Consider the following 24,001-nt stretch of genomic DNA (forward strand, 5'->3'; position numbering starts at 1 on the left):
GGTCACTCCCCTCTGTTATCTATTTGCTTAAGGATGTAGGCAATTCTTTCATCTGCGTTTTTGAAGTCATACGGATTGCCACCAAGATTAGAAATAATGGATTCATGCTCTGCTTTATTCATACCTTTCAATTCCGATTCAGTATAATTTATCGGATCATCTTTTTGATTCTTAAGATCTTTATCCATCACAAAATATGGATTTTCATTTAAATACTCATAGAGCTTTTTCGATACTGTTTGACTGACACCTGCTCGAAAGGTTATTCCCATGACATTGTATGTTTTGCCTTTAATAAGCTTTGCAGTGTACACACCAAACCACCTACTCCTTCACTTTCACAATCTTGGCTACTGCGTCTTCTTCTTCAAAAACACTATCCAATTTCGCTGTCAAAACAATGATAAACATACGGCGACGGATGTCCTTATCTACTTCAATCCGAATGTTACGAGAGAATCCGAGAATAATATTCTTCGGATGAGTTAGGATGATATCAGAAACATCGGCTGCAGTATCTCCCGCTCCAATCGTATAAGGCTGTAAATTTGCAATACCTTTGATCGGAACACCAAAAGCAGATGAAAGGCCACCTTGAACAGCTGCATCCCCTAAATTTGTTTGACGATCAGCTACGCGATCTTTCCATTCGACCTCAATACCAGGCGATGTATAGAAACGGAACTCCTGCGGAATTCGCAAATATTTAGGAGGTACAGCTTTGTATCCCCGCTTGAACGTTTGCCGTGTCAATTCCTCACCCGCAGCATCAACAATGTGAGATGTAGCTTGTTTTCTGATGCCATCTAATTGTGCAAGATATGAGTCAGATGAAGCTGTATCACCATTTACAAGCAACTCCTCAATATCAACCGCAGCACGCTCAGCTATCATTTGCATGATTGTATTTTGAAGCCCATCTTTTTCGATGTTGTTTTCAAGTGTGTCATAGGTAATGTTAACTTCAGCAATTACTTCTTTTGTGCTTAAGTTAACTGTGCTAGTTGACGGAACTGACTTTTGATCTTTAGTTAGCGCAACTCCCTCTTGGGCTGCCCTTAAAATACGTTGACCAAAACCGATCTTCTCGATTTTCTGTGTGTCATGATCCATTTGAATAACTCGCGCATCTCTTAAAATAGTTGGCGTATCTTGAACCATTCGAATAAAAGTTGAAGCTTGAGTAGGATTCATAATTCCGCCGCTCTCTAAAGTAGAAAGCGTCATTTCTGCTTTATTAATAACCTCTTGATTTCTCATTCGTATCCTCCTTATACATTAAAACAACCCTGACCAGATTGATTTTTGAACTTGTTCGGAACCTGATTCTTCAGTTTGTTTAGATGTTCCTCGGCTTTTTTCAATTGCTTCAATACGATCAGCAAGCGGTTGAACAGCATCAGTAATAGCTTTTTTCAACTTCTCAGCTTCTTTTCCAGCCTCTGCTTCTGTTTTTTCTTTATCTTTCTTTTTAGGATCTTCTTCTTTTTCTAGATCTGCCAGCCGCTTCTCAATTGGCTCTAATGCTTCTTGAATGGATTTTGTTACTTCCTCCGAAGTCATTTCTTCTTCCCCCTCTTCTGTTTCCACTTGGCTCAGCAAGTTACCGAGAGCAGTATGAGCATTTTTAATTTCTTGTAGGTTTGAAGCGGAAAACTTTCTGCCCGCCTTTGTAACTGGCTCTTCATATACTTGCTGTTGTTTTCCCATAAAAAAGTTTTTGAGCAAATTAAAAAGCCCTTTCTCATCTGTTTTCTCTTGAGAAACGGGCTTTTCTTCTTGTTTTTCAAATGTCTCCGCTGTACCAGCCATTGAATAACCGGTAATTTCGCCTCTTTTGATTTGCTCCCATACTTCCTCCGAAGCCTTTGTGACAAGGACCCATGAACCCTTTTTGATGGTTTCCCCATTCATTTCAAAGTCAGCAGGTGCAACATAGGATTCAACCACCTCACCAACACCGCCCTGAAAATCATGCTGTTTGTCAATTTGACAAGCATCTTTCAGGAATCCATGTGCGGCCTTTTCTATTTCTGCCGCTGTCATGAAATCCCCGTGGGCGTCAACTGTATCCGGTTCATAAACAATACCATAAACAAGTTTTTGCTCGTCCGCTTCTTTTGCAATGACCTTGACTTCCTTTTGAAAGTCCGGCTGTTTTTCTGACTTCATAAAAAAGAACTGCTTTTGATTAGCAGCCTTGTCCACGTAGGAAACATGTGTTATTTTTGCGTTTATCAATTCTCTTGGCATGTGTTCACCTCCTTTCGTATAGAAAAATATTATTTACTTTGCTTCTCTAAAACGTTGATTAATTTTTCTATAATATTAATGTTTAAATTTTCATATTCTTTTTCACTAAGAGCCTCAACTTTTTCACTTCGTCCAAAGATTTTTGGAAAAAGGTCTTTTTTAAATGCTTCTTGATCTTTATTTTCAAATGTAGCTATATATGGATTTAACGTTTTTAGTTCGACCTCTAATGTTCTATTATTAAATTCTAATTCTTGATTTATTTTAGCCTGTTTTGCTGTATAAGCTGTCAATGAACCCAGTGATCCAATAACAAAAAATTTAGCGACTAAATTAGGCCACGATAAGGTAGTAATTTCTTGAAAGAACAAAGCTATAATTGAAAAGCTAATTGTAGCTATAAATGATATTACAGTAAGCCTCTGCCAATTTTTAGCAGATTTCCCTGCTTTATCAGCTACTTCTTTATGGTGTCCAGCTATTGAGTTTGTCGAAATAATGCCCACTAATTCCTCGACTGCTTGTTTATGTTCATTTAGCAATTTATCATATTCAATTTGTTTGTTTTTAGTCTCTTCTAAAAATTTATTTTGTGTGGTTTTAAAAGCATCAATTAAATCCTTTTGTTCAGCAGATAAAACTTCTTCTAGATCTTCTTTAATTATTTCTAGTTCAGAGACTTTCTCATCAAAATTTTCTTCACAGCCTTCTATGAATTCTTCGAACGACTCTTTAAGTTTTGTTCTTAAATTATCAAAAGAATCACTTCTCTCACTTTGTTTTTCTAAGAAAGTTTGATGGAGGGTATTTTGGTAATCATCTAAATTTATAATTTTCTGATCTACTTTCTCGCCTAATTCAGATACCTTTTCAACACAAGATGCTAACTCTATTTTTAGTTTTTCACTCTGCTCATTTAACTCATTTAATTCTTTTTCAAAATGTGCTTTTTGACCACCTATGGACTTTCTAAAACTAGTTGCAGATTCTCTTATACTCTCCATATTCTGCTTTGAACTTATAGGAATAAAGATACTATTTTTTAAAAGTGTATCGATATATTCATTCCAATTGTGATAGTTCTCAGAATCAGTAATGAAATCTTCATTTTCCAACCAAATTTTAAGTGTATGTAAAGAAGCCTTTAGGTTATCCAGAAATTCTTCTGTTAATAAAAGACTATCAGTTGAATTAATATTGTTATAGAAATAATCTATAACAATTTTAGTCCTATTTAATAATTTGAGACCATCTTGATCAAGTCTGTCATTGAAAGCTTTGTCGTTTAATAAATAATCAATCGACGTTTTAGTTTCCTCTAACTCGATGTAAACCTCATGATTTTCTATAATATCCAATATAGCCATTATAAACTCCTATCATTGAAATGTAATTATATATCTTTTATATCAAAATAAGAGTTAAATGCATATATATTTCATTCAATATTTTCAAGAAACAAGTTTCTGATATTTAATTTTTCTGTTGCCGAAAGTCCTATTATTTCTTGGTCAATAATAGGAGCCATTACACAATGGCAATGAACCCGCTCCCCTGCTGACAGCTTAGGATCTCGGGGAAACATGCAGGTCTCACTGCTACTAGGTATCTGAAATTCTTCATCCACTCCGATGACTGTGCCGTCCAGGTCGATATGATTCTCGCGCGGATTGTTCTTCTTTCCTCCGCTGTGTCGCCACTTCTTTTTCTTTACTGCCGGCGATTGTGCATATGATTCATGCTGAGCAGCAGAGGAAGCGGCAAGCACTTCAGTGATGGCTGTTGTCCGCGCTCGTTCCCTATCAAATTGAGGCATGTCTTTGAGAGTCAATTCAATATCTTGAATGGATGACCCGTTTTCTATGGCGTCTGTCAGTACATTCTCCACCGCTTCATGCGTGTTTAACTTCATGATCTCAGCCAGCTTCTTTGACCAATTCTTAATCCAATTAATCGTACGGTTAGACAAGACTTTAAAAGGCACATCTGGATCTATAGAGTCCATAATGACTTCGGCCAGCTCTTCAATGGTCTGCTGTAGAAATCCCTCGGTAAGTTCCTGAAATTCTTCCTCGAAGTCATCCTCCGCAAAAAGGTTCTGAGTAAAAAACACCAGGAGGGCTTCTAACGTTTCTTTTGAGTCTTTGCTTACAAAACCTTTAAGACCATCTAAAAACTTCTTACGCTGGCGTCTGAGCAATTTGGCGAATCCTTTTTCATATTCTTCTACAAAGCCGGGTATCTTAGAAAGGCCGGGGAAATCAGGTACGACCTCCACGAGCTTCTCTCTCTCATCTTCCTCGGCTTTTTGAATAAAGAGATTTAAATTCTCCAGCAGCTTATCCGTTTTGTTCATCGCTTTAGATCCTCCAGAACATCCCGCATGTCTTTTAGTATGCCGATTACATTAGGAGTACCACTTTCAGATTTAAACAGCGCAGTCAAAGGATCGGCAGCGGACGACTCGTTAGTCTTACCAAGCGGCCTGTTGTATTCTTCTTCTGGCCATTCTTCAAGCGTCTTACCAAGTACCCGTCCAGCCAGATCACGTAGATCATTCGGAGAAACTGCACCAGCTGTTATAAACGGTGTTAGAACCTTAGCAATCTCAAGCGGATCTCTAAAGTCTGGTCCTTTTAGCTGAAGACGAACCTTATGAATTTCAAGGTCATTTAGAAATAAAGCATTTAGTTTACCTGTGATTAATTTTCTTTCTGGCTGAAAGACTTGTTCCTCAGTAATCTTCCTTGCTGTATCTGCAGTCGCTCTGTTGTAATCTTGAGCTTCACCAGTATAAAGTGGAGGCAAACGAAAAGCCGATCTAATTTTATCTCGGCTCTTTTGGTCATATTCAAGAAACAAAGCATCTTCTTGAAGGATTTCAGCAAGTGACTTAATATCGACTTTCACTGGAGCAATCTCTTCATCACCATGAATGTTTTTCCCCTTCGCTATACCTTCCGCTTCAAGTAAAAGAAACTTATGAGCGTTCCCCACTCCTTCAAGCCCATTCATGTAATCCTGCAATTGTGTGTATGAATCATCAGACAACATTCCATTTTCTATTGTAATAGCAGCGGGAATATGTCTTCCTTGTTTGAAATACATGAAGTTCAGCTCTTCTGCTTTACGAGCCCCGTACAGATTAACAATATGACCGATCCATCGGGGCTTTCCATAAGTACCGCTTCCGATTTTGAAGTGAACTACCTCATTGGCTCGTTTTTCGAAAGGTGTTTGTTCATCATATTGGCCTGTCTCTAAATTTAAAGTACGAGGATCACCATATTCCTTAAAATAAACCATACGGCCATCAATCATCTGAACATACTTACGAAATCGTTTTTCTCTTTTGATTGATTTCATTTGTCCTTGTTCGAAGTACGTAAAATCAACTTCGATTGGTTCAGACATTTTGCAAACCCGGACATTTTGAACGTCCATATATTCAATACCAGCTGGCTTATTTTCACCGTTTCGAATGACCTCAATAAAGCCATTACCCGTCTTTTCTCGGTCTTCAATAACAAAACCAAGTAAAGTCTCAGCTGACTCATCAAAGTGAAGATATTTAACGAACTCTTCAAGCTTTGTCCATTCACTTTCAGCTTCTGTTTTTTCATTGTTTGTCACATCTGGCGAATTCACATCAAACGAGTACTCAAAATCAAATCCAAAGCCCACAATATTTGTCCTGTAGGCATCAACACATTGCTGTAGGATGGTTGAATACTCAGCAATCATCTTTAATTCTTTGAGATTATACGGAGGCGGTAAAATATTGCTGTCATAACTGTCCGCGAATTCATCTTCATAAATTTGTTTTGTTGATTCAGTAGGTGGAGCAGCTTTGATCACTCGTGCTTTAACAGATTGTTTTGACATGCTTTACCTCCTTCCTGGTCTTGATCTTTGCGGTCTTCCTTTAGATTCTTCTTTCAAATCGGTTACCTCGTAATCATCGAGAGCGTACCAGATAGCTGACAGTGTATGCGGATCCATGGTGAACTCGTCTTCTATGATGTTCCCCAGCTTATCAGTAGCATAAGTGAGCGGCTTAAGCTCATAAATCGTGTTCTCGCAACGATCAGAGCAAATGATCTTCTTGAACCGTTTGATCTTCTTTGTGTATTGGAGGCGTGATCCTTGGTACTTACGGGCGCCCACCATATTGAAACCGTGTTGCTGAAAATAACGGATTGTCTTTGGCTCTGCTGAATCCGCCTTGATTAATTCTTTAGTCTCTGCAAATTCCTTGAGTTCTCCGGCTGTCTTATCATCCGTCATTCCATTTTTGTAATACTCCCAATAGATATAGAGATATTTCTTCTCGTGATCCACAGCAACCCTAACAACAGCGTTATACGACTCAACAAAACCAAAGTCCATGCCAACCCGTTTAAGCGGGCGGTTAATATTAGAGATTGCAGTCATAACCTCTTCATGCGGTCGCTCTTCAAACTGCGGCAGAACACGAATTCCATTCACGCCAAAATGACCTTTCCGCGCAATTCGGTAAAGGTCTGGATCATGTTCCTTCAATTCTTCAAGTTGTTGCACATAGCTTTCTGGCAGAAAAAGATTATCGTCTGCCGTTGAGTGATGATAATAGGTGTCGTTGCTAACGATTATCCGCTTTTCATAAAGCTCCTTATCATCCAGTACAAATCGTTTCTCTCGATCATCTTTAAAGAAATGTTTAAAAGTCCAATTGTCCTCTCCAACTGGATTTGTTGAGAGAATCATATGAAGCGGCAATGACGGATGACGAAGACGTCCTAATAACTCCTTGAATCCCTCATATTTAACTTCAGAACATTCCTCAATCCAAATGAGCGAAATATTATTGATTGATTTCAGTTTTGCTGGCTTATCCATCCCTTTAAAGATAATCCGGCTGCCATTTGAAAATCGAATCTGCATAGGAGAAGATACACACCTAACGATATGATCTAATTTCAGATCACTTACAAGTTCATCAAAAAGAGAAAATGTTGAGTCCCTATGTGTGTCGTACACTTCTCTGATAACAAGTGCAGTTCGTTTTTCTTTAAGCAATTTCAGAACAATCTTCAAAGCAACATGATAGCTTTTGGATGATCCATAACCACCCACGAGAAACTGAAACTTTTGATTCCAGTCAAAGAGAAATTCTTTAAAATGTGGATTTACCTGTTTAATCACTGTCATCACTTTTGTTCACAATGGTGATTTCAAAAGGTTTATCTTCTTCTGTAAGTTCTTCAATCTCTAATTTTTTCTTATTGATATTTAAGCGCATATGCTCCAATTTAAGGCGTCGTTCGTCTTCTGAATGAGCTAATTCGTCAAACTGCTTTATAAGGTTCCTGAGCTCTGCCATTGCCCGAGATTGCGCGTTCAAGAACGTTGCATGACGATCCCAAGAAAATTGGAATTCGTATTCTTCCTCTTCGACTTCATTTGTCTCAGATAGGACAGACTTTTTCTTTTTCAGTTCCTTAATCATCTCGTCCTTATCAGAAACGAACATGATCTTTTGTGCCCTTATAATGGCAGCATATTGGATCTGTATCTGATCCCATATCATATCGACAGGAGAGCGTTCCTGAATCCCTTCCATGATCGATAGCGTTTCTTCTGGCAGGAACTTTGAGAAGAATCCATGAGTCACAGCGTTTTGATTTCTTAGTGGAGCAGCACCGCCTTTATTCCCTATTGCATTTTTATTACCAAGCGGTGCCCTTCCTCCCTTATTTCCAATTGCGTTTTTGTTTCCTTTAGGTGCGCCTCGACGTAAAAGAGCGCTCCCTTTCGATTTAGGAGCGCTCCCTTTTATTTTTTCTTCCCATTTATCGTTTGCTTTCCATTTGCGAATAGTGCTGCTTGTGATGCCTAATTCCTCAGCAATGTCTTTTAATTTCTTGCTCCCGCAGCTCTCTTCCCACAAACGAAAAGCTTCATCTCTGCGTGGATCACGTGGTCTTGGCATTACATCTCACCCACCCCCGGGCCTCGTATTTGAGTTTAAGTTTGTTTTTCATTTGTCTATTGCTGTCTATTAGAGACAGCAGCTAAATCTATATTCATGGTCAAACTAATTTTGCTTCTTAGTAATAAGAGTTTCAGTTATATTCTCGTCAATGTTTAGACTATTGCCTATACCTCGCACCTCACTTCTACTGCCTCCTACACTTCCTATAGAAATCAAACTATCTCCTATACTTCCTATAGAAGAACTAAAACTCTCGCCTAAACTACCTATTGATCTTAAACTTTCATCGATATTACTAAGTCTTATACTGAAAAGGTTATCTTGGCTTTTATCAATTTTATCTACTTTATCCAAAATCGATTGTAATTTGTCATTCTCCAATCCTGCTTTTTCTAAATCACTTCTTAATTCTTTTAACTCATTTTCCATATTCTTTTTATCTTTTTTCATTTCATCAAAACGCGCTAAAGTTTCGATTATTGAGTCAACCATTTCATCTGCACTACCAGCTAATCTATTTAGTACTAGCAATTGGTTAGTAAGAACTTGATCTCCTCTATTGTATGGATAACGGAGCTTATGATCGATTTCGCTCCATCCCTCCTCAAAAATGGTACGCACTTGTATTTCAGCTATAAGTTGTACTTTAGTTAATCTACTTTTGATTAAATAATGCCATGAGCGATAACCATATTTATGTTTTTCTGGTTTGAATTCTCCCTCCCTTCTTAATATTTCTTGAGCTTTATCATCCATATCTCCTTCTCTAAAGTAGATAGTAACAGTTTCGGCAAGTTCCCATTGTTCTCTTATCATTTCATCAATTTTCCGTGCTTCACTCTTATAAAGATGAAGAACTCTTAAACCGATTAAATCTGTTATTTTCTCCATATAATCATCTATACTAAACGAGAAATCGTTATCCTTGATTTTTTTCCTTATTAGTTTTTCGATAAGATGTTCAGGATCCTTGATTCTCATTCTAACTGTGTGAGCAGCAGGTTCAGTTCGTAAAATATCTGCAATTGTTTTACCTGTATTCTCAAGAAGTGGTTTCTGTTTTAAGTAATGATTATATATCTCTATTAAGGAATCCCATTGCAATCCTGATTGGTTAAACTCTTTTTCTTTAATGTTATACTTTGCGAAAAATCGCAGTTTATCATCTATTAGAGTAGCCATTAGTTTCCCCCTAGTAATCATATTGACCTCTTTAATAGTATTATGCATTAAATTTCCTAAATAGGGAATATGGGTTAAAATTCTTTCAATAAGAACAGTGACACACTTTTAGCAAACCTGCATTTTTTGTATAAAAAACATTTTAAAAATTAGTGACAATTTTAAAAAGCATCCCGAAGGATGCTTAGATACTCTCTAATTCTTGTCTGGCTTGATCAATTTTTTTGTTTATTCTCTCTACTAGATTTTGATGATAGTCTATTTGCTCAACTAGACTGGTATACGCTGTTTTAAACGAGAAATGTTCAAATAAAGTAGCTAAGTGTATATTAGATGAAATTTCCTCATAATCGAATATACGATATTTTTTAACCGTTCTAGACCTTACATCAAATACATACATTTCTTGGTTTGTTGCTGCAATAACTGGTCCATGAGGTGAATTTAAATCTAGCTCACTATTGTAAAAACTTCCTTTGGTTTCAAGAACTTGCAATAAAATTGGTTTGATTTTGTTGAACAACTCAAGAAATTTATCTCTTTGTTGATCTAGAGTGTCAATAAAAGTTTCTTTTGTCTCTTTTAATAATCTTTTGTCTTCCTCTAATGTAGATATTCTTTGTGCAATTAATTCGGTTAACTCTGTTTCCATTACTATCCCTCCCCCCCCTTATTATCGGTGAAAGAAAAGGACAAAGGAACAATTTGCAAAATTTGTCGAACGATTGAACATAAAATAGACACCTAATAAGGTGCCCAATGAAAAATTATTGATTTATACTATCTCCAATCATACTTTCCAATTCTTTTTCAATCTCTTCTTGAGTCATGTCTTCAACTGGTTTATATTCTCCGTTGGCATTATAATCAGCTGGTTTATCAGAAACCCCATTCTCTGGTACATACTCTCCATCATCATTGTAATCATTTGGATTTGAAGAAGGTGCTTTTGGATCACTCTCTAATTCGTCTTCAGTATAAATTGAGCTATCAGATTCACCATTATCTGTATCTAATTCATCAGATGTATCGTCCGTTAAATCATCTGTTGATGAATCGACAGAGTTTACCGATGTATCGTCAGTCGGATCTTCTGAAGAACATGCACCAATTACCGCCACAATGCCAACTAACATAAATAACAAACAAATCTTTTTCATTTGTCTCCTCCCCCACCTTTATTATCGGTGAACAAAGAGAACAAAGGAACACTTTGCAGAATTTGTCGAATGTTTTATTATCCTGTGTACTATATGTTTAGGTGGCTCAATAAAATTTCTGCCGCGCCGACCTGCCTCCCATTTTACACCACAGATTTTTTCAGATTCAACAAACGCTCAAAGTGGCATTCTTGGCATAATTGGCTGATCAACTCGTCTTTCATTTTGCGTACAGTTTCCCTTGAAATACCAAGATGAAGACCTATTGCACGGTAGCTCATTCCCTCCATCATGCAGTCATAAATGACCTTATGTTGCTCTCCTTTGATTTTTTCTGCCCCCAACTCAACTGTATATACTCGTTCCTCATAGTACTTAAGACGTTTGAAAAGACGTTCTTCTCTCATATCCATTTGCCTCAGCTCAGACTGACTCTTCCCAGGTCTTCCTTTTGGCATAGCAGCTTCTAATCCATATTTCGCAACACCCCAATTTTTCATTGGAATTACTGAACCATAGAGTACACTCTGCAACCGTTGAACCTCTTTCCCCATCCAGTGATAGCTATTGATAAGATTTTCAATCTCTTTTCGATTCATGATTGTGTCCTCCTTTTCCAAATAAAAAACGGACACCCAACAAACAGTAGCGTAAATAATACTGTAAGTTCAGTGTCCGCAGGCTTTCCATCTTGGACTTTTATTTATTTTTCTTCTCTAAAAATAATGTTTTATTATGAAAATCTTCTAATTTGAGAATCTTAGTTTTATCGCACCTCTTAGGATTTGAATTATTGCCTAATAAAATAAGCTCTTTATTGATTGGATATAACACATACCACTTTGTATCATCATGCATTAAATAAACATTCTCTTCTTTTGTCCATCCAATAAATTTTGATATTGGTCTTAAAAAAAATGGAGTAGGTAATGCTATTAAGAATGATGCAATAAGTATGAAAATAACTCTTGATAAGCCTTTCAAGTCTGATGAAGAATTAATTAAATACAGATTTGATGAGACATAAAATATGATGAGACATAGCATAAATATAATAGTAAGCAAAAGCCTTCTTTTAAGATTTCCTTTAAAAAATTTAAAAGATCGATGAACCAAGGTTTGAATCGCTTTTATTTTGTCATTTGCATGTTCATTAACTTCACTTTCACTATTCTCCTTTTTATTATCTTTTTTATTATCTTTTTCGTTGTCCTCTTCGTTGTCCTTTTCATTTAGAGCTATTATAAACAACAGGATTAACTCTCCAAATATTAAGACCAAAAATGTTATAACATTACCATTACTCGTTATCCACTCTGGCAGATTAATAATGATAGCACCAGAAAGGAATAAAACCATCCAAAAAACACTATTCCAAAAATGAAAATAACTCTTTAAGATAAATAACTTTTCCTTGGTATACAGCTTCCGTTCAAGAATATTCGAAGATATAGCTGTTATTGGTTTCCAGCTAACAAATAATAAATTTAACAACAATACTGCAGCTACAATATATTCCGGTAAACCTAGTTCATTAAGAAAGTCCTTCACTATTCCCATATACATTCCACCTTTTTTAATTCTCTTATTAAAATCGGTAGCTAATTTACTTTTTTTAGGGCTTCTTATTAATATCTCTGAAGTAAGCAGAAGGAGAATGAAGTGATGCCCACATCAAGGTTCGCTTTAGCCCATCTTGTGGAATCCTACTTCGACCGATACTGCCTCTTATTAATTGTAATGCTTTCATTCTATACCCAACTTCCCCTATGTTGTGCTCCACTTTGAGGAGCAGGCATTCGAGATACTCTATATTTAAACAAAATTCACAAAATATTAACAAAAAATACCTTAGATATTTTTGTGTCTCGTGTGATAATACACTTGTATTAAAAAAACAAAGGGAGTGTTTAAAATGAAATTGAAAAAAGTTTTAACTGGTACTGCATTGTCACTTGCTTTGCTTGTTTCTGCCGCTCCTGCCTTTGCCGCAAGTCCTACTGATACTCATTCTGAAGAAAGTCAAACAAAGGAAGTATCTGCATTAGGTACCCTAGTTGTTCGTGGACTTCCTTCTGATCCAGACCCTGGACAAACAATCACTATAAACGGAACAACATATTATTTAGACAGTGTTACTTTTTATCCTGATGGATCTTATATCGCCTACTATTCAAGTTAACTATGAGGAGGTTTATAGCCTCCTCTTTCTTATAGTTCTACTGCCTGTTTGTCAGTTATTATTTCATCTGTCATGACTTGACGTACATTTAAAGTTCAACTTGTTAATGGCATCCATTATGATACTTCCTTTCAATTGGTTACCTGACTTTGTAACCTATCTCATGATCAACCCTTGCAAAGCTGCCCTTTACAGTTTGAATAACAGTTTTACCGTGCTCAGGAGCATCTAAGACATGTGCTGTACCTTGATTCCCATCTAAAACAATGATCTTAACTTTTCCTGGGTCAATTTTCTGCTGAATAGTGAAGTCTTTTTTGATGTTTATTTCTCTTGGATTGTACACTCAAAGCGCCCCCCTATGTTATGATAGAAGTACCAGTTCATATCAAGAACACTGAGGCTAAGCGCTTCGGTGTTTTTTATTTTTAGGTAGAAACCTCTTTTATCTTGATCTCCACCCTCGGCTCTTCGCTATAAAACTTGCTAACTTTCAGATCCACAACCTGACTATCATCTTTGTATATCAGATGATTCAAAGCATCTTTCACACCCTTTACATAATTATCAACGTCGGGCTTTGTAGTCGGCCGCAGAAGACCCTTTTCAGCTTTTTCTTTCTTCTTTGATGAGTTTGAAACTGATTTTGGCATTGGTCTGTACACTTTGACATCCATTGAGACAGGACCAGTAATAATTGTTTCTGGGCGATGCTGAGACGCAACCAATGCCACATACTGCTTAAAGTACTTTGATTTCGCTGGATCACGCATATGCACCTTCCCATTTCGTATTGATCCACGCGGCCGCCCCTGTGCGACTGGCTCACCATAAACAGTGAACTTAATGCAATCCAACTGTTCTTTACCTCCCGTCAAGCTGTTCCCATAGCTGAATTTCTTTTTCTATTCTCGATGCCGAGAGTAAAATTGCCAGCAGAGACACGACTGCTTTAAGCACTCAGCATCCGCTCCATTTGCTTTATTTTTTCCTCAAGTAAACGGATTGTTGGTGTAAGATCTTTACCTTCAGTTGGATTTGAAGGTCCAAATATATAAAGTCCGCCAGTTGCTTTTACATTCGTTTTCTCCTTCATGCCCAATCACCTAACCTATGATTTAATTGCATTCGATCGCCTTTAATAATCACTATGTAATCACGACACATCTGGTGAATTCGTGAACCAAGAGCCTCGTCAATGTCCAAAATCTCATCGATTGTTAACTCCGAAGAAATCAGCAAAGGCATATGATTCAAGTACCGATAATTTAAGACTGATTGGATTTGTTCAACCTGCCAATCGGTTGCCCTTGGTTGACCGTTTATTGGTTTGAATAAGTCATCAATGAATAGAACCTCGACCTTTCTCATGGCATCAAGTTTCGCTTCTAAGTTGTCAAAGTTAGCTTTCAAATCCCCCATGCCCTCTACGTAAGGGAAATACATGCAGTGTACTGATTTTTTCTTGATCAGATTATTCATAATCGCCGTGAGCAAATGAGTTTTACCGCTACCTGGCTGTCCAAGTAATGCGATACTGTTTTGCCTTTTTCCTTTGATCTTTTGAAAATCTTTATAGTATTCCACTGCACACTCATAAGCGTCCTTGATCATGTCAGGTTTACCATCCGTGATGAAGTTACCAAAGAGAAGCTTTTCAAACTCTTCTGTAATGCCACTAGCTGCCATGAGTCTGGCTATTTTCTTTCGTCTCACACACTCGCACTGCTTTGAATAAGTATCTTTCCATTCACTAGCTTTGTCCGGCGTGCAAACCTTCCCCAAAAGAAAATCATCTTCAGGTACCATTTCGTCTGGAATCATAAGGTCTAACTGTTCGTCTAAACGCCAAGAAGGGTCCTTATGGACCCGATAAACCACAATTCCACGATCCTTACAATAAGGACAATCAAATTCAGCCTTTTCTTCGGATGGGGCCTATTTTGTTTCCAAAAAGCGGGCTGACTTTTCCCGAAGTTCCTGCATGATCGTTTGAAATGCGTTGTCTATACTGACTGCTTTGTTTATAGCCATATTGTTTCTCCTTTCTCTTTTGAGTGAATGGATTTGATAAAATGGCTTGAACGTATGACAAACTAGCTGATTTCCCCTTTAATTGAAACGCTGTCTTGATAGCCTCCATCACTTTTTCTTCACCATAATCGTCGATCATGTATCCAATTCGCTGTGCCTCCATCGGGCCGACTGACCGAGCAACTTTATTTTCATATAGCTCAAAGGCATTTTTCATTTTGTCCTCGACCTCCTGATGTTCAATCTCAGCTGGTTCCAAAGCTTTTTTCTTCATGTAAGTTCCTAACTGTATGTAGTCTGCATAATGAAGTATGGTGACGATGAACCCTCTTTTTCGTGGAAGGCGGTCCAATTTGATATATCCCTGTTTCTCCATTCGTTCTAGTGAGTATTTAATCTGAGCAGCTGACCAGTTAAAGTCTTTGGCAAGTTCCACAACTTTGATAATGGTCTGCCCAAGTTCTAGCTCTTGATTTGGCCTATACTCAGCTCGTTTGAACAAGTGATCATAAATTTTTTCATCTCTAAACTCTTTGAATGGTAGTCGGGGTATGACCACATACCCCATTGCTTTTATGTCCAAGTCAACCACCTACTTCCTTTCACAGAGTGCAGTTATGTCACAGGTGCCGGCCTCAATCGAACGGAAGTTCATCTTCTTTTATGTCTACAGGCTTACCGTCAAAAGGATCAGCTTCTTGTTCGCTTGTTTTTTCCGGTTCGTCTTTGTTTGAAGGCTCGGAATCGATAATTTCTGAACTATCCGCTTCATTGGTAATGTCAATCCGTTCTCTTGTTTCATCTTCCTCAATAACGGCTTTTTGCATTTCAACAGAGAGAATCCCCCACTTGCTCAAAACTGCTTTTAATACAGTCTTAAGAGCCATCGCATCCCAATCATTTTTCCATCCAAAATCAGACTTACTGAATTTCTTTTTGTGCTTTTCTACTTGTGCCTTTGTCCAGTACACTGTTTTTCGGAAGCCATTTATCAACTCAAAATAAGCTGCATAACCACTTACCGCGTCTGATTCTCGTTTTTCAAAATCAATCTCGATCTCCTCAGTCAACGGATTCCACTTCTGCAATTCTCCTTCATGAATCGGTATGCAATTGATGGACTTATATTGGCCTGTTCGCAAGGCAAGCTGTATATATCCTTTGTATCCAAGCTGGAATTGAGCCTTTCCTCCATAAGGAACAATCCAGGCATACCCTAAGTTTTTATCTATAGGTAAATCGAGTGTAGCTGCCACCATTGCAGATAAGATAACGCTCATAGGATCTGTTTTCTGTAACATCTGCTCGCTGTTATAAAGGCTCAGTATAGAAGCCGTAAACTGTGTAGCCCTCTTCCCTAACACTTCCTCAAATCGCTTAATAACGGATGGTGAGGAAAGCAAGCCTTTCATGGTTGCTCCTTGTTGTTGCACAGGTGCGTTTTTTTGCTTCTTTTGGATGTTGTTTTTAATTGATTGATTAGTAGCCATAATCAGCTAACCTCCTTGATTGCAAAACGTCTGAAATGAATTTCCTTTTTGACCTTCTCGTAAATATCCCGAAACTGCTCTTTAAGCTTTTTCGTGTCAACTCGATTTGAGACAACAGGCTTCCAACAAGCTTGATAGTTTCCGATAAACCCGTACTCTGCATCCTTCATTTCATGTTTGATTTGGTTCTCTAATTCTTTTGCCTGGCTTTGTAGCTCTGAGATCTGCTCCTTAAGTTGCAAGTATTGTTGAATACGTCCTCGATTAGCCGCAGTTAAATCAATTGCTTTGTTATTTTCCGTTTCGGCATATCGTTTTTTGAGATATTCTTCCGCCGCACTCGAATCATCTAAAGCAGGTGCTTGTCCACCTAAGACCTTGTCATTCCAGAACTCAATCTCTGCTTCAAAGATCATGTCAATTAACTCGTCGTCTCGCTCAATCTCTTTCCAGACAAATTTATTCCCGCCGATCAGCACAGCAAAGTAAGCTTTCTGATATTCAGGTCCAAGCACACCCAGATAATGCTGGACCTGAACGATATAGCTCTCGGGGATTTCTTCGTCTTCCCATTCCTTTAAGTTGTAGGCGGATGTAGTTTTACACTCAAGGATCGCTTTTTCACCAACAATCATTCGATCAACATTAGCCAAAATGAAACCATGTTCCGGATGTCTGAGTATTGCTTTTTTACGTCTAACCTTCTTGCCACTACGTATTTCAAATTCTTTTGCAACAATGTCTTCAAGCAATGTTCCAAAGTAAGCAGCTTCACTTTGCGATTCACTAACAGGGACCTGTCCTGTTTTGTCTAACCATAACTCAAAAGGTGTCTTCCACTTGTTTAACCCCAAGATAATGGATGCATCTGAGCCGCCAATTCCTTTTCTTCTTTCAATAAGCCATTCATTGCGGCTCATTTCAGAAGTCTTAGCAAGAACCCCAGCCCTTTTCCTTGTCATAACACTAACCCCCATTGTTTTTATTGAGGCTATCTGATAAAATATTTGCACATGAGTTTTTTTAGATAGCCTTTAAAGAAGTCCACTTTGCCGAGTGGGCTTTTTTATTGCTCATTTTTAAATTCAAAACCAAGTTGCTCCCTTAGATATCTTTCCAAGTTCTCTCTGAGAATGATTTCGCCGCCATCAATTACATAATCATCAACTGGTGTTACTTCATCACCGTAAAAATCTATTTGCACATCCGTTTCAGTAAGCTTATCGTGCCAGTTGTTTATGAGCATTGGGTTTTCGACCATTCGTACTCTCCTCTCTGAATTTGTTTGCACGTCTATCCCATAACAGATGGAATTCACTATTGTTACGAATCATCGCACACCATTTACGAACTTCCAGAGCAGTTGCCGGTTTATGAACAAAATGAACCATCATCCTATACACCTACTCACTACAGTCAAGTTGATACCTTGCTGTTGCATTTTCAATGCCGTTTCATAAAGGCGTCCTTTGTTTGCCAGCCGGCTAATATCCTCAGTAAGACCCTTGATGCTTCCAGCGAGACTAATCGCTTCTTCATAATCACCATCACGTAATGCCTCTGACAGCATGATTGATAGCTCTTCTGCTGATTCAATTTTTCTTTTTGCGATAGGAACATCTGACTTCAAGAAATGATTTGTATTCATATTGAAACCGCCTTCCTTCCTTCTTGTTTTGCCATAGCAACTTGATCAACTAGAGCTTTCCGCGTCCACCTATCTGCAAGCTCCTGCATTTTTAACCCGTGAGTACGAACAAGTGAATAAATCAATGTTTTATTAGCCGCAATCAAATCAAAAATCTGTTTAATATCAGCCATCGGCAGCTCTTCTGTTTTGCCTGGTCGATTATCCGTAAGCCAACGGGCTAAGTGTTTGGTTGCTTGCAATGCTTCCTCCAATTGGTGAACCATATTAATCACCGCATTACTCGCACATTCATTAAGTGCCGGATCAATAGGAGCAGCCGCTGTTGGGTGAAGTTTGAATAAGTAATGTACAAGATCAATATGTTCATAGGCATCGCACTTCTCAAACCATTTAATACATAACTCCGGAGTAAGCTTGGCAAGTCCATTTTCAACGTCTGAAACATACCTTTGATCCTTACCTCCGATTAACTTTCCGATTTGATATTGGGAAAAACCTGCAGCCTTACGGGCACTACGCATAATCTGCGGTAAATTCCGCATGTTGTATGGGTTGTTCTCCATATGTTTGCCTCCTGATATATTGAGTTTTCAGTTTTAAAATTGAAGTTGAAAGACCATGCTGTTTATATGACTTAGGCTGATTCTTTTTTATTTTGTTGTGCAAGCTTCTCTTGGTGTTCATTCATGCGCTGAACAAGTATGCCTCTGAGGTATTTGTAAGCTTTGGCCTCTGCCTGTTCAAACAGCGGTCCTTTTTTCAAGATGACTTTCATAAGAAATGCCTCCTTGGTTACAACTTTTATTAGGCTGGATTTTTAGTTTTTTGTTTCGTTTCGACAACTTCTTCTTCAAAAAAAATTGTCCAATCAAAGTTAAGCTCTTGTGCTATTTTTTTAGCTAATTGAACGGATGGATTTCTTTTCCCTAATTCAATGTTGGCGTAAGCTCCTCGAGAAATGTTAACTTTTTGGGCAACTGATTTTTGACTTTGATTACCTCGTTGAGAAATTAACCATTCCCTCATAATTTCCAACTCCTTTTGTGTCATTTCGAATCATTCGATATTATAATATCGTCGATATGAAACATTGTCAATACATTTTTCGTCGATTCGAAACAAAACTTTATTTGTTTCATTTTGACACGTTATAATTATTGGAGAGGTGTGTCCAATGTTTAATAAAAAATTAATTGCTCTTAGAAAATCAAAAAAGTTAACACAAGAAGAAATGGCATCAAAAATAGGTGTTCATAGAGGAACATATGCTAACTACGAGAGAGGACACCGCCAACCAGATTATGAAACGCTGGTTAAAATAGCTGATTTTTTTGAAGTTACTACTGACTATCTCCTTAGAGATACAGAAAGCGAAAACCATGATAGAACCTATAAAGAACAAGCAAAAAAAGTGTTGAACGATCCTGAAACATTCCTTGCAGCTAAAGACGGTGAGGTAACAGATGAAATTTTACAGGCTGCTTTGGAGATTATTACGGAGCAATTAAAGGAAAGACGGAAATCAGATAAATAAACGCAGTTAGTTTATTATTATTTATTTCTGTTTATTATGTTTAATTCTGTTTACTAATAAGATTTGGATTCTCATTTCTATCTCAATCATACCCTCATTTATAAAGTGACTTTTAAATCCCATACAAACCCTTACGTGGCAAGGGTTTTTGTTGTTTTTCTCATTTATATTTTCATTTATGTTTCTTTTACATTTTCATATATAAAAATGAAGTGGCCTGATTACATAAGGAGCGTTTATTGTGAAGAGAACCATTGAGTTTTTTTTAAGTTTGACAGGGAGCCTATTGGGTGTTGTAGCATCTATTTTTGCTTTAGTTATCGCCTATCTTGATTTATTTTTTCATTTAATTAGATACTTTGAAATGACAAGCGACCTTCTTGTTGAGGCATGGGTATCTTTGATCCTTTCATGTATTGGGTTTACAGCTTCAATTGTTGTCTTATTTAAGCCAAAGTTGAGCAGTGTTCTACTATTTGTCTCAGGGGGAGGACTTATATGTATTGATTGGTTCTATTTAATACCAGCTATACTTATGATCATCCCCGGGATCATGGTATTTGTAAGGAAAGAAAAATCTGCTCTTAAATCAGTTTGAATCTGAAAACAAAAGAACCGCGACTGGCGGTTCTTTTTTATGTTGCAATTCATACTTTAAATAAACTTTTTGTAGATAACCCCTAGAAACAAACCATCATTTGCAAGTATCCATGCAACAGGATACCCCACCTAGACGCATTTTCCTATGAAAATAGTCTTGGTTTCCCTATAATATTTAACGGATCCAATTTTTAGATTGTCGTCTTTAAGGAGGTTTTTCATCTTGAGGTATACAAACAGTCATTTAGAGGATTGGATTGAAAACTTATACAAGAAGATTGATATTACAGAGCCTGAACAAATTAATTTTGAAAGGATTGCCGAGACTTTAGATATCAGGCTTTCATTTAAACCTGTTACAAGCTTCGCACTTAAACACAGCGGAATTTATAACATATGCTTGGACAGCCGAAAAAGCCGAGTTGATCAATGGTATGATTTTGCTCATGAATTTTGCCATATATATAGACATGAAGGCGATAAAAAAACAATGCCTGCAACTTGGACTGATTATTTGGAGTGGCAGTCGAATTATTTTACATATCACTTTTGCATTCCAACTTTCATGTTGCGTAATATCAATCTTCCGTACATACAATCACATGCAATTGAAAATGTAGCTTGGCTATTTAAGGTATCCCCTTCATTCGCTAAGAAACGTTTGAGCATTTATTACAGGAAGCTGACTCAACATTTATTTAATCAATCAGTGACGGGAAATCTGTGCACCCCCCTTTTGTAATTAATAATGAAATCCTCATGCATTTGCGCGCATTGAAAAAAACAAAAAAAGACGTCTCCCTTCATGATCCGATCGGGCAGGATAAGGAAGGGAATGAAATAAGCCTGATCGATGTACTAAAATCAGAAAATGAAGACGTGATTGATACGATTCAGCTCAATATGGAGCTTGAAAAAGTGAAGCAATACATTGACATTTTAGATGACCGTGAAAAGGAAGTGATTGTCGGGCGGTTTGGGCTTGATTTGAAGAAGGAAAAAACACAGCGTGAGATTGCCAAAGAACTCGGTATCTCGCGCAGCTATGTATCGCGGATTGAAAAGCGGGCGCTGATGAAGATGTTTCATGAGTTTTATCGGGCAGAGAAGGAAAAGCGGAAGAAGGCGAAAGGGAAATAATGCAGAAGAGGCCGGATCTCATATTCCGGCTTTCTCTATTTTACTAAAGTTCTTTAAAAGAAATAGAGAAAGAATATATGAAAGAGTTATGAACATCATTTTGTTATCACTGATAAGCTCCCCAGAAAATCCTTCATCGGCATACTTCAGCACATAGTCCCTGCTTTCTTTTACAGGCCTCGATCTGGCTGTCAATGCTGGATCCCTTGATCGCTTGTTCCTCGGTCGATACCCTTACATATATTGCTATCATCCTGGATCTCCTTCCTGTAAAGTTTTATTAAATAATGATAGCAATCGTTAATGCATTTGTCAGCTTGCGGTCCCTCGATGATTATCACCTTCATTAAATGCATCACCCCTTGGGTAATGCTATGTAGGAGCTGTTTGTCCAAATGATGACCTTTTATGATTAAAATTGGGTTAATCTTAGTCGTCAAATAATGATATAATTTAACATAATTAACCACCCGGATGAGAACATTTGTTTGAATACGGGATTGTCTTGATTTATTATAGGAGGTAGGATTTATGTTTAACGATGTTATTCAATATGTTCAATTTTCAGAGTTGGATGTTTATGATCCCTTTTTCTCCAGCCTTATCGAAGATTACGCTGGCTTTGAAAAGTGGTTTCAAAAAAAAGCAATGCAAGGGGAAAAAGCTTATATACTTAAAGAAGATAGGTTGTTAGGTTTTCTATACTTGAAAGAAGAGTTTGAATCTGATGAAACAATCAATCCTATTTTTGAAAAAAAAAGACGTCTCAAAATTGGTACTTTTAAAATAGAAGCACATGGCACTGTTCTTGGACACCGTTTTATTGGAATAATACTTAAAAAAATGATAGATGAGCACTACTCAGAATGTTATGTTACAGTTTTTGAGAAACAAAAACCACTAATAAAGTTATTTGAAAAATTCGGGTTTACTTTATGGGGTAGGAAAAATAATGGTGAATTGATATACATAAAAACATTAGAAAAAACGAATGATATATTTATGGATTTTCCACGTATCGATACACAAAATAAAAATAAATATATATTATCTATATATCCGATATGGCATACGAAGTTATTCCCAAATTCCAAGTTAAATACAGAACGGAATCATAAAATTGAAGATCTTTCTTTTACTAATACAATCGAAAAAGTTTACTTATCTGGCATGAAGGGACTGGATGAGCTTACCCGCGGTGATCTAATCGTTATATATAGAACTGCAGAAAGTGGAAAGAGAGCAGAGTTTTCTGCTGTGGCTACTTCAATCTGTACAGTTATTGAGAATAGAAATATCCATGAGTTTAATACCATGGAAGAGTTCATTAGTTATTGTGGGAAAGGAACCATATTTAGTAAAGAAGATTTAGAAAAATTTTGGTATACAAAAAAGTATCCATATATAATTAAAATGCTTTATAATATTTCACTACCCAAACGTATTATTAGACATCATTTAATTACTAACGGCATAATTGAGAGAAACGCTTATGCTGGCTTTATTAAACTTACTGATCAAGCCTTTGAAAAGATTCTAAAGTTAGGTGAAATTAATGAAAGTTTTATTATCAATTAAACCAGAATTTGTTGATGAAATTGTTTCTGGTAAAAAAAAATTCGAATATAGAAAGCAAATTTTTAAAAGAGATGATATCTCTTCGGTAGTAGTCTATGCTACTAAACCATTTGGGAAAGTCGTAGGTGAATTTGATATTGAGACTATTTTAATTGACAACCCAGATATTATATGGACAAAAACAAAGGACTATTCAGGAATAACATATAAATATTTCAAAAATTATTTCAAGGGAAAACGAACTGGTTTCGCAATTCAAATTAAAAATTTTAAACAGTATGACATGCCTTTGGATTTAAATGAATTCGATAATAAAATAAAAGTAGCTCCACAATCCTTTTGTTACACAGAAGGAGGACTTTGATGGATTATATTTTCTTAGCAGGAGTACACGGTGTTGGAAAATCAACCCTAGCTTCAAAACTAGAAAGTTTAATTGACATTGAATGTATTTCAATTAGTGATCTAATTAGAAGAGCCGGGAAAAAAATACCGATATCTGAAAAAAACACAGCTGGTATTTCTGGTAACCAGGAGTTATGGAAAAATGAATTGTATAAGCTAAATCTAAAAAAAACATTTTTGTTGTTGGATGGACACTTTTGCTTATTAAATAAAAACAAAGTTATATTCCCTTTACCTCTTAGTACTTTCGAAAATACTAAAATGACAAAAATTATCCTTGTACAACACCGTCCTTCAATTATTCGAGAGCGCCTTCTAACTAGGGATAATATAAGTTATTCACTTGAATTGATCGAGGAACTTCAAAAATGTGAGATAAAACGAGCAAAAGAATATTCACGTAATAAAAAAAATAAAACTATTTATATATAATGAAGATAAACCTTTAATTGATTTAATTAATTTTATAACTGATTAAAATGTTTTTCTTCAAAGGGTGAGGTAAGAGAATGCATCATAATCTTAAAATTAATAAAGAGTACTTTAATCCAGTAATTAAAGAAATTAAAACATTTGAAATTAGAAAAAATGATAGGAATTTTCAGTTAGGCGATAAGATCACTTTAAAAGAATGGGATGCGAAAACAAAACAATATACAGGGCGTAAAGTTAATATTGTAATTACCTACCTTACAGACTTTGAACAAAAAAATAATTATGTTGTTTTTAGTTTCAAAATATTATAAAGTTATTTTATTTTTAATATAACTTCACCCTTAACTTGCATTTTTCCAAAAAACCCTCTCAAGTATGAGAGG

34 protein-coding genes and 3 pseudogenes are annotated in these 24,001 nt (G+C 36.7%); 9 read left to right on the plus strand and 28 right to left on the minus strand.

What is annotated here, in order from left to right:
• Positions 1 to 2: 2 nt before the first annotated feature.
• The 13 genes from EFK13_RS13310 to EFK13_RS13370 all read right to left on the minus strand — a co-directional run bounded on the left by EFK13_RS13310 (position 3) and on the right by EFK13_RS13370 (position 12,129).
• Complete coding sequence (locus EFK13_RS13310) at positions 3 to 314, minus strand: YqbF domain-containing protein (protein WP_129508164.1); 312 nt, start codon at positions 312 to 314, stop codon at positions 3 to 5.
• A gap of 10 nt (positions 315 to 324) precedes the next feature.
• Positions 325 to 1,260: a phage major capsid protein gene (locus EFK13_RS13315; RefSeq protein WP_129508163.1), complete on the minus strand. Its 936-nt coding sequence runs from the start codon at positions 1,258 to 1,260 to the stop codon at positions 325 to 327.
• A gap of 18 nt (positions 1,261 to 1,278) precedes the next feature.
• Complete coding sequence (locus EFK13_RS13320; RefSeq protein WP_129508162.1) at positions 1,279 to 2,253, minus strand: XkdF-like putative serine protease domain-containing protein; 975 nt, start codon at positions 2,251 to 2,253, stop codon at positions 1,279 to 1,281.
• A 29-nt stretch (positions 2,254 to 2,282) separates the two neighbouring features.
• Positions 2,283 to 3,620 carry a hypothetical protein gene (locus EFK13_RS13325; RefSeq protein ID WP_129508161.1) on the minus strand — a complete coding sequence of 446 codons (1,338 nt, stop codon included), beginning with the start codon at positions 3,618 to 3,620 and terminating at the stop codon, positions 2,283 to 2,285.
• Positions 3,621 to 3,691: 71 nt separating this feature from the next.
• Complete coding sequence (locus tag EFK13_RS13330) at positions 3,692 to 4,609, minus strand: phage head morphogenesis protein (protein ID WP_129508160.1); 918 nt, start codon at positions 4,607 to 4,609, stop codon at positions 3,692 to 3,694.
• Positions 4,606 to 6,138 carry a phage portal protein gene (locus EFK13_RS13335; RefSeq protein WP_129508159.1) on the minus strand — a complete coding sequence of 511 codons (1,533 nt, stop codon included), beginning with the start codon at positions 6,136 to 6,138 and terminating at the stop codon, positions 4,606 to 4,608. Before EFK13_RS13335 ends, EFK13_RS13330 begins: the two co-directional genes overlap by 4 nt.
• A gap of 3 nt (positions 6,139 to 6,141) precedes the next feature.
• Positions 6,142 to 7,437 (minus strand): PBSX family phage terminase large subunit, encoded by a 1,296-nt coding sequence (locus EFK13_RS13340; RefSeq protein ID WP_129508181.1) that lies wholly within the window; start codon positions 7,435 to 7,437, stop codon positions 6,142 to 6,144.
• On the minus strand, positions 7,430 to 8,224 hold the full coding sequence (terS, locus tag EFK13_RS13345; protein ID WP_129508158.1) for a phage terminase small subunit: 795 nt from the start codon (positions 8,222 to 8,224) through the stop codon (positions 7,430 to 7,432). Before terS ends, EFK13_RS13340 begins: the two co-directional genes overlap by 8 nt.
• Positions 8,225 to 8,329: 105 nt before the next feature.
• Positions 8,330 to 9,409, minus strand: coding sequence for a nucleotidyltransferase family protein (locus tag EFK13_RS13350; protein WP_129508157.1), 1,080 nt, complete (start codon positions 9,407 to 9,409; stop codon positions 8,330 to 8,332).
• A gap of 184 nt (positions 9,410 to 9,593) precedes the next feature.
• Positions 9,594 to 10,061 (minus strand): hypothetical protein, encoded by a 468-nt coding sequence (locus tag EFK13_RS13355; RefSeq protein ID WP_129508156.1) that lies wholly within the window; start codon positions 10,059 to 10,061, stop codon positions 9,594 to 9,596.
• A gap of 115 nt (positions 10,062 to 10,176) precedes the next feature.
• Positions 10,177 to 10,569 (minus strand): hypothetical protein, encoded by a 393-nt coding sequence (locus EFK13_RS13360; protein WP_129508155.1) that lies wholly within the window; start codon positions 10,567 to 10,569, stop codon positions 10,177 to 10,179.
• A 143-nt stretch (positions 10,570 to 10,712) separates the two neighbouring features.
• A complete protein-coding gene (locus EFK13_RS13365) occupies positions 10,713 to 11,168 on the minus strand; it encodes a sigma factor-like helix-turn-helix DNA-binding protein (RefSeq protein WP_129508154.1) in 456 nt (151 codons plus the stop codon).
• Between the two features lie 100 nt (positions 11,169 to 11,268).
• On the minus strand, positions 11,269 to 12,129 hold the full coding sequence (locus tag EFK13_RS13370; RefSeq protein ID WP_119996311.1) for a hypothetical protein: 861 nt from the start codon (positions 12,127 to 12,129) through the stop codon (positions 11,269 to 11,271).
• Between the two features lie 355 nt (positions 12,130 to 12,484).
• On the opposite strand from EFK13_RS13370, the gene EFK13_RS13375 reads away from it, so the two are divergent.
• Positions 12,485 to 12,751 (plus strand): transcriptional regulator, encoded by a 267-nt coding sequence (locus EFK13_RS13375; protein ID WP_105953550.1) that lies wholly within the window; start codon positions 12,485 to 12,487, stop codon positions 12,749 to 12,751.
• Between the two features lie 139 nt (positions 12,752 to 12,890).
• Here the strand turns inward: EFK13_RS13375 and EFK13_RS13380 are convergent, their stop codons facing one another.
• The 13 genes from EFK13_RS13380 to EFK13_RS13440 all read right to left on the minus strand — a co-directional run bounded on the left by EFK13_RS13380 (position 12,891) and on the right by EFK13_RS13440 (position 18,952).
• Positions 12,891 to 13,097, minus strand: coding sequence for an XtrA/YqaO family protein (locus EFK13_RS13380; RefSeq protein WP_129508153.1), 207 nt, complete (start codon positions 13,095 to 13,097; stop codon positions 12,891 to 12,893).
• 82 nt (positions 13,098 to 13,179) lie between these two features.
• Positions 13,180 to 13,608: a RusA family crossover junction endodeoxyribonuclease gene (locus tag EFK13_RS13385; RefSeq protein ID WP_129508152.1), complete on the minus strand. Its 429-nt coding sequence runs from the start codon at positions 13,606 to 13,608 to the stop codon at positions 13,180 to 13,182.
• A 95-nt stretch (positions 13,609 to 13,703) separates the two neighbouring features.
• Entirely contained in the window at positions 13,704 to 13,853 is a 150-nt protein-coding gene (locus EFK13_RS13390) for a hypothetical protein (protein ID WP_129508151.1), read from the minus strand.
• Positions 13,844 to 14,635, minus strand: a complete 792-nt coding sequence (locus EFK13_RS13395; protein ID WP_335842822.1) for an ATP-binding protein — start codon at positions 14,633 to 14,635, stop codon at positions 13,844 to 13,846. The genes EFK13_RS13390 and EFK13_RS13395 overlap by 10 nt, the downstream gene beginning before the upstream one ends.
• Positions 14,636 to 14,666: 31 nt before the next feature.
• On the minus strand, positions 14,667 to 15,344 hold the full coding sequence (locus EFK13_RS13400; RefSeq protein WP_193554152.1) for a DnaD domain-containing protein: 678 nt from the start codon (positions 15,342 to 15,344) through the stop codon (positions 14,667 to 14,669).
• Between the two features lie 76 nt (positions 15,345 to 15,420).
• On the minus strand, positions 15,421 to 16,275 hold the full coding sequence (locus EFK13_RS13405) for a recombinase RecT (RefSeq protein WP_129508149.1): 855 nt from the start codon (positions 16,273 to 16,275) through the stop codon (positions 15,421 to 15,423).
• Between the two features lie 2 nt (positions 16,276 to 16,277).
• Positions 16,278 to 17,237 (minus strand): YqaJ viral recombinase family nuclease, encoded by a 960-nt coding sequence (locus tag EFK13_RS13410; RefSeq protein WP_129508148.1) that lies wholly within the window; start codon positions 17,235 to 17,237, stop codon positions 16,278 to 16,280.
• A 104-nt stretch (positions 17,238 to 17,341) separates the two neighbouring features.
• Positions 17,342 to 17,536, minus strand: a complete 195-nt coding sequence (locus tag EFK13_RS13415; protein WP_129508147.1) for a YqaI family protein — start codon at positions 17,534 to 17,536, stop codon at positions 17,342 to 17,344.
• Complete coding sequence (locus EFK13_RS13420) at positions 17,496 to 17,669, minus strand: hypothetical protein (RefSeq protein ID WP_129508146.1); 174 nt, start codon at positions 17,667 to 17,669, stop codon at positions 17,496 to 17,498. The genes EFK13_RS13415 and EFK13_RS13420 overlap by 41 nt, the downstream gene beginning before the upstream one ends.
• Entirely contained in the window at positions 17,666 to 17,923 is a 258-nt protein-coding gene (locus EFK13_RS13425) for a YqaH family protein (RefSeq protein WP_129508145.1), read from the minus strand. Before EFK13_RS13425 ends, EFK13_RS13420 begins: the two co-directional genes overlap by 4 nt.
• Positions 17,920 to 18,489, minus strand: coding sequence for a helix-turn-helix domain-containing protein (locus EFK13_RS13430; RefSeq protein ID WP_129508144.1), 570 nt, complete (start codon positions 18,487 to 18,489; stop codon positions 17,920 to 17,922). Before EFK13_RS13430 ends, EFK13_RS13425 begins: the two co-directional genes overlap by 4 nt.
• A gap of 71 nt (positions 18,490 to 18,560) precedes the next feature.
• A complete protein-coding gene (locus EFK13_RS13435; protein ID WP_088679343.1) occupies positions 18,561 to 18,701 on the minus strand; it encodes a hypothetical protein in 141 nt (46 codons plus the stop codon).
• Positions 18,702 to 18,730: 29 nt separating this feature from the next.
• On the minus strand, positions 18,731 to 18,952 hold the full coding sequence (locus EFK13_RS13440; RefSeq protein ID WP_129508143.1) for a helix-turn-helix transcriptional regulator: 222 nt from the start codon (positions 18,950 to 18,952) through the stop codon (positions 18,731 to 18,733).
• Between the two features lie 148 nt (positions 18,953 to 19,100).
• Between EFK13_RS13440 and EFK13_RS13445 the strand changes: the two genes are divergently transcribed.
• The 4 genes and pseudogenes from EFK13_RS13445 to EFK13_RS13460 all read left to right on the plus strand — a co-directional run.
• Entirely contained in the window at positions 19,101 to 19,460 is a 360-nt protein-coding gene (locus tag EFK13_RS13445; protein WP_088679345.1) for a helix-turn-helix domain-containing protein, read from the plus strand.
• A 241-nt stretch (positions 19,461 to 19,701) separates the two neighbouring features.
• Positions 19,702 to 20,058, plus strand: a complete 357-nt coding sequence (locus EFK13_RS13450) for a hypothetical protein (protein WP_019715123.1) — start codon at positions 19,702 to 19,704, stop codon at positions 20,056 to 20,058.
• Between the two features lie 225 nt (positions 20,059 to 20,283).
• Positions 20,284 to 20,802: an ImmA/IrrE family metallo-endopeptidase gene (locus EFK13_RS13455; RefSeq protein WP_129508142.1), complete on the plus strand. Its 519-nt coding sequence runs from the start codon at positions 20,284 to 20,286 to the stop codon at positions 20,800 to 20,802.
• Positions 20,802 to 21,200, plus strand: a pseudogene (locus EFK13_RS13460) (sigma-70 family RNA polymerase sigma factor); the annotation flags it as partial. The gene EFK13_RS13455 and the pseudogene EFK13_RS13460, both read left to right, overlap by 1 nt.
• A 111-nt stretch (positions 21,201 to 21,311) precedes the next feature.
• On the opposite strand, the pseudogene EFK13_RS21260 reads toward EFK13_RS13460, so the two are convergent.
• Together EFK13_RS21260 and EFK13_RS13465 are read right to left on the minus strand one after the other, a co-directional pair.
• A pseudogene (locus EFK13_RS21260) lies at positions 21,312 to 21,411 on the minus strand (recombinase family protein); the annotation flags it as partial.
• A pseudogene (locus EFK13_RS13465) lies at positions 21,372 to 21,547 on the minus strand (hypothetical protein); the annotation flags it as partial. The pseudogenes EFK13_RS21260 and EFK13_RS13465, both read right to left, overlap by 40 nt.
• Positions 21,548 to 21,731: 184 nt before the next feature.
• Here EFK13_RS13465 and EFK13_RS13470 point away from each other — a divergent pair.
• The 4 genes from EFK13_RS13470 to EFK13_RS13485 all read left to right on the plus strand — a co-directional run bounded on the left by EFK13_RS13470 (position 21,732) and on the right by EFK13_RS13485 (position 23,929).
• Positions 21,732 to 22,778 (plus strand): hypothetical protein, encoded by a 1,047-nt coding sequence (locus EFK13_RS13470; protein ID WP_129508141.1) that lies wholly within the window; start codon positions 21,732 to 21,734, stop codon positions 22,776 to 22,778.
• A complete protein-coding gene (locus EFK13_RS13475; RefSeq protein WP_129508140.1) occupies positions 22,756 to 23,142 on the plus strand; it encodes an ASCH domain-containing protein in 387 nt (128 codons plus the stop codon). Before EFK13_RS13470 ends, EFK13_RS13475 begins: the two co-directional genes overlap by 23 nt.
• On the plus strand, positions 23,142 to 23,615 hold the full coding sequence (locus EFK13_RS13480) for an ATP-binding protein (RefSeq protein ID WP_240034955.1): 474 nt from the start codon (positions 23,142 to 23,144) through the stop codon (positions 23,613 to 23,615). The genes EFK13_RS13475 and EFK13_RS13480 overlap by 1 nt, the downstream gene beginning before the upstream one ends.
• 77 nt (positions 23,616 to 23,692) lie before the next feature.
• Positions 23,693 to 23,929, plus strand: a complete 237-nt coding sequence (locus EFK13_RS13485; RefSeq protein ID WP_129508139.1) for a DUF3850 domain-containing protein — start codon at positions 23,693 to 23,695, stop codon at positions 23,927 to 23,929.
• Positions 23,930 to 24,001 lie beyond the last annotated feature (72 nt).

It is taken from the genome of Bacillus cabrialesii (genome assembly GCF_004124315.2).
GTDB classification, from domain to species: Bacteria; Bacillota; Bacilli; order Bacillales; family Bacillaceae; genus Bacillus; species Bacillus cabrialesii.

Excerpts from the sequence above, each read along its gene's own strand:
- EFK13_RS13315 (WP_129508163.1), bottom strand. The coding sequence starts at position 1,260 with ATGAGAAATCAAGAGGTTATTAATAAAGCAGAAATGACGCTTTCTACT.
- EFK13_RS13320 (WP_129508162.1), bottom strand. The coding sequence starts at position 2,253 with ATGCCAAGAGAATTGATAAACGCAAAAATAACACATGTTTCCTACGTG.
- EFK13_RS13325 (WP_129508161.1), bottom strand. The coding sequence starts at position 3,620 with ATGGCTATATTGGATATTATAGAAAATCATGAGGTTTACATCGAGTTA.
- EFK13_RS13330 (WP_129508160.1), bottom strand. The coding sequence starts at position 4,609 with ATGAACAAAACGGATAAGCTGCTGGAGAATTTAAATCTCTTTATTCAA.
- EFK13_RS13335 (WP_129508159.1), bottom strand. The coding sequence starts at position 6,138 with ATGTCAAAACAATCTGTTAAAGCACGAGTGATCAAAGCTGCTCCACCT.
- terS (WP_129508158.1), bottom strand. The coding sequence starts at position 8,224 with ATGCCAAGACCACGTGATCCACGCAGAGATGAAGCTTTTCGTTTGTGG.
- EFK13_RS13350 (WP_129508157.1), bottom strand. The coding sequence starts at position 9,409 with ATGGCTACTCTAATAGATGATAAACTGCGATTTTTCGCAAAGTATAAC.
- EFK13_RS13355 (WP_129508156.1), bottom strand. The coding sequence starts at position 10,061 with ATGGAAACAGAGTTAACCGAATTAATTGCACAAAGAATATCTACATTA.
- EFK13_RS13360 (WP_129508155.1), bottom strand. The coding sequence starts at position 10,569 with ATGAAAAAGATTTGTTTGTTATTTATGTTAGTTGGCATTGTGGCGGTA.
- EFK13_RS13365 (WP_129508154.1), bottom strand. The coding sequence starts at position 11,168 with ATGAATCGAAAAGAGATTGAAAATCTTATCAATAGCTATCACTGGATG.
- EFK13_RS13370 (WP_119996311.1), bottom strand. The coding sequence starts at position 12,129 with ATGGGAATAGTGAAGGACTTTCTTAATGAACTAGGTTTACCGGAATAT.
- EFK13_RS13375 (WP_105953550.1), top strand. The coding sequence starts at position 12,485 with ATGAAATTGAAAAAAGTTTTAACTGGTACTGCATTGTCACTTGCTTTG.
- EFK13_RS13405 (WP_129508149.1), bottom strand. The coding sequence starts at position 16,275 with ATGGCTACTAATCAATCAATTAAAAACAACATCCAAAAGAAGCAAAAA.
- EFK13_RS13410 (WP_129508148.1), bottom strand. The coding sequence starts at position 17,237 with ATGACAAGGAAAAGGGCTGGGGTTCTTGCTAAGACTTCTGAAATGAGC.
- EFK13_RS13415 (WP_129508147.1), bottom strand. The coding sequence starts at position 17,536 with ATGGTCGAAAACCCAATGCTCATAAACAACTGGCACGATAAGCTTACT.
- EFK13_RS13420 (WP_129508146.1), bottom strand. The coding sequence starts at position 17,669 with ATGATGGTTCATTTTGTTCATAAACCGGCAACTGCTCTGGAAGTTCGT.
- EFK13_RS13425 (WP_129508145.1), bottom strand. The coding sequence starts at position 17,923 with ATGAATACAAATCATTTCTTGAAGTCAGATGTTCCTATCGCAAAAAGA.
- EFK13_RS13430 (WP_129508144.1), bottom strand. The coding sequence starts at position 18,489 with ATGGAGAACAACCCATACAACATGCGGAATTTACCGCAGATTATGCGT.
- EFK13_RS13435 (WP_088679343.1), bottom strand. The coding sequence starts at position 18,701 with ATGAAAGTCATCTTGAAAAAAGGACCGCTGTTTGAACAGGCAGAGGCC.
- EFK13_RS13440 (WP_129508143.1), bottom strand. The coding sequence starts at position 18,952 with ATGAGGGAATGGTTAATTTCTCAACGAGGTAATCAAAGTCAAAAATCA.
- EFK13_RS13445 (WP_088679345.1), top strand. The coding sequence starts at position 19,101 with ATGTTTAATAAAAAATTAATTGCTCTTAGAAAATCAAAAAAGTTAACA.
- EFK13_RS13470 (WP_129508141.1), top strand. The coding sequence starts at position 21,732 with ATGTTTAACGATGTTATTCAATATGTTCAATTTTCAGAGTTGGATGTT.
- EFK13_RS13475 (WP_129508140.1), top strand. The coding sequence starts at position 22,756 with ATGAAAGTTTTATTATCAATTAAACCAGAATTTGTTGATGAAATTGTT.
- EFK13_RS13480 (WP_240034955.1), top strand. The coding sequence starts at position 23,142 with ATGGATTATATTTTCTTAGCAGGAGTACACGGTGTTGGAAAATCAACC.
- EFK13_RS13485 (WP_129508139.1), top strand. The coding sequence starts at position 23,693 with ATGCATCATAATCTTAAAATTAATAAAGAGTACTTTAATCCAGTAATT.